Origin of the sequence: Pseudomonas sp. K5002, assembly GCF_013386655.1 — a bacterium.
Classification (GTDB): domain Bacteria; phylum Pseudomonadota; class Gammaproteobacteria; order Pseudomonadales; family Pseudomonadaceae; genus Aquipseudomonas.
In genome coordinates this window covers 1-4,531 of sequence record NZ_JACARK010000844.1, presented here as the reverse complement: position 1 = coordinate 4,531, position 4,531 = coordinate 1, and the positions used below count along the sequence as shown (strand labels likewise).

At 62.3% G+C, this 4,531-nt stretch carries 4 protein-coding genes and 1 pseudogene; 3 read left to right on the top strand and 2 right to left on the bottom strand.

Features of this window, described 5'->3' with window-relative positions; translation table 11 throughout:
• Both HX846_RS29765 and HX846_RS29760 read right to left on the bottom strand, forming a co-directional pair.
• Positions 1–293, bottom strand: a pseudogene (locus HX846_RS29765) (ABC transporter substrate-binding protein); the annotation flags it as partial.
• Positions 294–313: 20 nt separating this feature from the next.
• The gene (locus HX846_RS29760; protein WP_085984626.1) at positions 314–2,446 is read right to left on the bottom strand and encodes a TonB-dependent siderophore receptor; all 2,133 of its coding nucleotides are present in this window, start codon (positions 2,444–2,446) and stop codon (positions 314–316) included.
• Between the two features lie 195 nt (positions 2,447–2,641).
• On the opposite strand from HX846_RS29760, the gene HX846_RS29755 reads away from it, so the two are divergent.
• Genes HX846_RS29755 through sixA form a run of 3 tightly spaced genes read left to right on the top strand, consistent with a single transcriptional unit; the run spans position 2,642 to position 4,471 of the window.
• On the top strand, positions 2,642–3,667 hold the full coding sequence (locus HX846_RS29755) for an NAD(P)H-dependent glycerol-3-phosphate dehydrogenase (RefSeq protein WP_003210548.1): 1,026 nt from the start codon (positions 2,642–2,644) through the stop codon (positions 3,665–3,667).
• Between the two features lie 10 nt (positions 3,668–3,677).
• Positions 3,678–4,025: a DUF4389 domain-containing protein gene (locus tag HX846_RS29750; protein WP_003210547.1), complete on the top strand. Its 348-nt coding sequence runs from the start codon at positions 3,678–3,680 to the stop codon at positions 4,023–4,025.
• Entirely contained in the window at positions 4,022–4,471 is a 450-nt protein-coding gene (sixA, locus tag HX846_RS29745; RefSeq protein ID WP_178966749.1) for a phosphohistidine phosphatase SixA, read from the top strand. The genes HX846_RS29750 and sixA overlap by 4 nt, the downstream gene beginning before the upstream one ends.
• The last annotated feature ends 60 nt before the right edge of the window (positions 4,472–4,531 follow it).

Below are 4,531 nucleotides of genomic sequence, written 5' to 3'. Positions count from 1 at the left end.
AGGGTCGGTGGGCCCTGGGCGTCTTGCAGGCGCCAATCAAGGCTGGGCAGGTCCAGCAGGATCAGGCGGGTGCTGGTCGGCAAGTTTGCAGGGGCGGGCAGGTCCTTGAGCGGGGTGAACTTCACGCTGTCTTCGGGACGCTGCAGGGCCAGGGCCTGGACGAATGTTTGTACGCCCGGGCCGTCTTCGTCGGCGGTCAGCAGGATATCCGCTGCCCATGTCGGTGCGCCGAACAGTAAAACCCCAAGCAACACACAGCACCGCCAAAGCCGGGCGGTAAAGGGCAGGGTCATCCGTGACGAGTCGCTGTCCACTAGAACTCTAACTCCGCACTGAAGTAGAGCACGTGGCGTTGGTCATAGTTGTTGTCGGGCCAGGTGGTGGGCTGATTGTCGAGGCGTTGTTGCAACATGCCGGCCAGCTCCACGTTGGCTTTGCCCAAGGCAATGCGCTTGGCCACCCGCAGGTCGACCCGTTCGAAGCGATACTGGTTGAGCGCATCGTCACCATAGTAGAACACCGCGCTGGACCAGCCATGGCCCCATTCCCGCATCCAGCCGGCCGAGCCGCTGTTGCGGGCGGTCTGCTGCCTGTCCAGGGGGTTGGTGGCGCTGGCATCCACGTAAGCATAGGTGACGCGCAGCCGGTCGGCGGTGCTCATGTGCCAGTCGAGCTGGGTTTCGGTGCCGGTAAAGCGCGAGCTGTTCGAGTTGCTGGCGATGTACTGGTTGTTGCGCAGCGGTTCGCTGACCATTTCGCTGATTTCGTCGTAGAACAGCTTCACGTCGACGTTCAGCCCGATGTCGGCAAAAAAGCCGTTGTAGCCCAGCTCCCGGGAGCGCATCAGCTCTTTGTCGAGGTTGCCCGGGCCACGGGTCACCACGAAGTATTGGCCGGAGTTCTGGCCGTAGGCCGGCGAGCTGAGGTTGGTGACGCGGTAGCTCCAGTTGACGTTGTTCTCGAACATGTCCGGGGAGCGAATGGCTTCGGAGTACACCGCGCGCAGGCCGTGGCGCGGGTTGATCAGGTAGTTGACGGCCACCCGTGGCGTCAGCGAGTTGCCGCTCAGGTGGGTGTCTTCGTACATTGCGCCGCCCTGCAGCAGCCAGTGTTCGCTGGCCCGCCATTCCAGGTGGCCGAACAGGCGCCAGGTGGTGTCGTCCAGGGTGCCGTTGAAGTAGGTGTCGGAGTCGGCGCGGTCGTAGCGGTAGTTCATGCCGCTGACCAGGCGCAGGCTGTCGGACAGGCTGAGGGTGTCTTGCAGCTCCAGGTCGTAGCGGCTTTCCTTGGTGCTTTGGTCGATGTTGCCGCAGACCGGGTCCTTGCCGCCGTCCCCCCATTGCTGGAGCACCTGGCGGGCCAGTGCCTGCTCGGCGGCGCTGCCGGGTGGGAGGTTGCCGGGGTTGAAGTTGTTCATGTGCCGGGCCAGTCGCTCGGCATAGTTGGGGTTGAGCTGCCACAGTTGCGTCAGTTCCGGGCTGAACGAGACCTTGGCATCGCACGCGCGCCAGATCTGCCGGCGATCCCATTGCTGGGCCGAACCCTGGATATACAGGCTGTGATCGGGGTTGAAGTCGAAGTTCCAGCGCAGGGAACCGGCATAGTCCTTGGCGCTGACGTCGGAATTGTTACCGCCTTCGGTAATCCCGTCGAACACCGGTTGGTAGGTGTAAGGGCGCTGGTTGGTGCCTTCCTTGGCGTCCAGTTGCCAGTCGATGCTTTGTTGCGCATTCAGGGTCTGGCTCACGGCCAGGCTGAAGCGGTTCAGGCGGCGCCCGTCGCGGCGGTCAGCGCCCACGCGGTCGCTGTCAAAGCCATCGTCCTGTTGACCGGAGAGTGACAGGCGCAAATCGCCGGTGTCCCAGCCCATGCCCTGGCTGGCGTACCAGTCGTTGATCCCCCGGCCGCCCTGGGTGAGTTTCATCCGCGTGCCATGGCTGTTGGCCGGCGAGCGGGTGAGGATGTTGACGACGGCCATCAGCGCGTTGGCGCCGTAGCTGACGGTATTGGGGCCGCGGAAGACCTCGATGCGGTCGATGTCTTCCAGGGCTACCGGAATATCGCTCCAGTCCACCGTGGCCAGGCCCGCGCGGTACACCGAGCGCCCATCGATCAACACCTGCATGCGCCGCGCATCGCCCGCCTGGGTGCCGTGGTAATTCACGGCGGCCTGGTTGCCGGTGGTGTAGCCGACCATCATCCCGGGCACCAGCCGCAGCAGTTCGGGGATATCCCGTGCGCCGCTGGCCTTGATCAGCTCGCTGTCGATCACCGTCATGCTGCCGGGCACGGCGGCGGCCGATTGCTTGAGCCGGGTGGCGGTCAGCACCTGCGGCAGCGGCTGGCTGTCGAGGAACAGGTCGTCAGCCAGCACCGGCACACTGCACCACGGCATGCACAACAACGTCAGCAAAAGGGATGAGCGAGGAGGAGGGCCCAAATACACGGCACGGCCTTGATAATTACGGATAGCCGCCCATGTTAACTGAGGTGGGGCCTTTTGCCAGTCGTCGGCCCTGTAATTACTTCGCACAAATGTCGCATTTTCCGACAAGCGTTTGAATTGACGCGGGGGCTGGCCGCAGGCGGGTCGCTCCGTATAATGCGGCCATCGCCACTGCTATGGATTAACGGATTGCATATGACTGAACAGCGCCCTATTGCGGTCCTGGGAGGCGGAAGTTTTGGTACCGCCGTGGCTAATCTGCTGGCTGAAAATGGTCACCGGGTGCGCCAATGGATGCGTGACCCCGAGCAAGCCGAAGCCATTCGGGTCAACCGGGAAAACCCCCGTTACCTTAAAGGCATCAAGATTCTGCCGGCCGTGGAGCCGGTGACTGATTTACAGGCGACGCTGGACGAATGCGACCTGTGCTTCGTCGCGCTGCCCTCCAGCGCTTTGCGTTCGGTGCTTGCACCCCATGCCGAGCGGCTGGCGGGCAAGCTGCTGGTGAGCCTGACCAAGGGCATTGAGGCGCACACCTTCAAGTTGATGAGCGAGATCCTTGAAGAAATCGCCCCCGAAGCGCGGATTGGCGTGTTGTCCGGGCCGAACCTGGCGCGGGAAGTGGCTGAGCACGCGCTGACTGCCACGGTGATCGCCAGTGAAGACGAAGAACTCTGCGAGCGGGTGCAGGAGGTGCTGCACGGTCGCACCTTCCGCGTGTACGCCAGTGCCGACCGTTTCGGCGTCGAGCTGGGCGGGGCGTTGAAGAACGTCTACGCGATCATCGCCGGCATGGCGGTTGCGCTGGGCATGGGTGAAAACACCAAGAGCATGCTGATCACTCGCGCCCTGGCCGAGATGACCCGGTTTGCGGTCAATCAGGGCGCCAACCCGATGACCTTCCTTGGCCTGGCGGGTGTGGGCGACCTGATCGTCACCTGCTCGTCACCGAAAAGCCGCAACTATCAGGTCGGTTTTGCCCTTGGCCAGGGCTTGAGCCTGGAAGACGCCGTGACGCGTTTGGGCGAAGTGGCGGAAGGCGTCAACACCCTGAAGGTGCTGAAGGCCAAGTCTCAGGAGGTCGGGGTGTATATGCCGCTGGTTGCCGGGTTGCACGCGATCCTGTTTGAAGGGCGCACCTTGAACCAGGTCATCGAGTTGCTGATGCGCGCCGAGCCGAAGACCGATGTCGACTTTATTTCCACCAGTGGTTTCAACTGAGGAACGCGTCATGAACGATCCGAAAGCAGCTCCCAAGTACGAATCCATTGGCCTGCGTGTGCTGTGGATGCTGGTGTTTGCCCTGGTGTGGCAAGTGGCGCAGTTTCTGCTGGGCGCGCTGGTGGTGGTGCAACTGGTTTATCGCCTGGTGTATGGGGCGCCGAACCTGGGGCTGATGAATTTTGGTGACAGCCTGAGTCAGTTTTTGGCGCAGATTGGGCGGTTTGGCAGTTTTCACAGTGATCAGAAGCCTTGGCCGTTTGCAGATTGGCCGACGCCCCGTGCACCGGAAGGTGAGGCTGCTCACAGTGTGCCGCCTGCACCGCATCCGGCGCGTGATGAGGAACCCAAGCTATGAAGGTGTGGGTGTTGCGTCACGGTGAGGCCGAGGGGCATGCGCGTACGGATGCCGAGCGTAATTTGACGGCCCATGGGCGCGATGAGGTGTTGCGCAGTGCGGCGCATCTGATCGGGCAGCCGATTCGGGCGATCATTGCCAGTCCGTATGTGCGGGCGCAGCAGACGGCGCAGTTGGTGCGGGAGGCGTTGGGGTTTGAGCCTGAGATCCGCACTGTGCCTTGGTTGACGCCCGAGAGTAATCCGCTGGAGGTGCTCAAGCATCTCGACAATGACGATGATGTGTTGCTGGTTAGCCATCAGCCGTTTGTGGGGGGGCTGATCAGTTATTTGCAGCATGGGCATTTGCGGCAGCCGCAGGCTATGAGTACGGCGAGTTTGGCGGAGTTGGAGGGGGATTTTCCGTTGGCGGGGTTGATGAGTCTTTTGAGTGTTCGGAATCCTTAATGTTGGTTTTGGGTACATATCCGTTGCTGCGGTAACGGCTGCTTATGGTTCCGCTCTTAC

Excerpts from the sequence above, each read along its gene's own strand:
- HX846_RS29755 (WP_003210548.1), top strand. The coding sequence starts at position 2,642 with ATGACTGAACAGCGCCCTATTGCGGTCCTGGGAGGCGGAAGTTTTGGT.
- HX846_RS29750 (WP_003210547.1), top strand. The coding sequence starts at position 3,678 with ATGAACGATCCGAAAGCAGCTCCCAAGTACGAATCCATTGGCCTGCGT.
- sixA (WP_178966749.1), top strand. The coding sequence starts at position 4,022 with ATGAAGGTGTGGGTGTTGCGTCACGGTGAGGCCGAGGGGCATGCGCGT.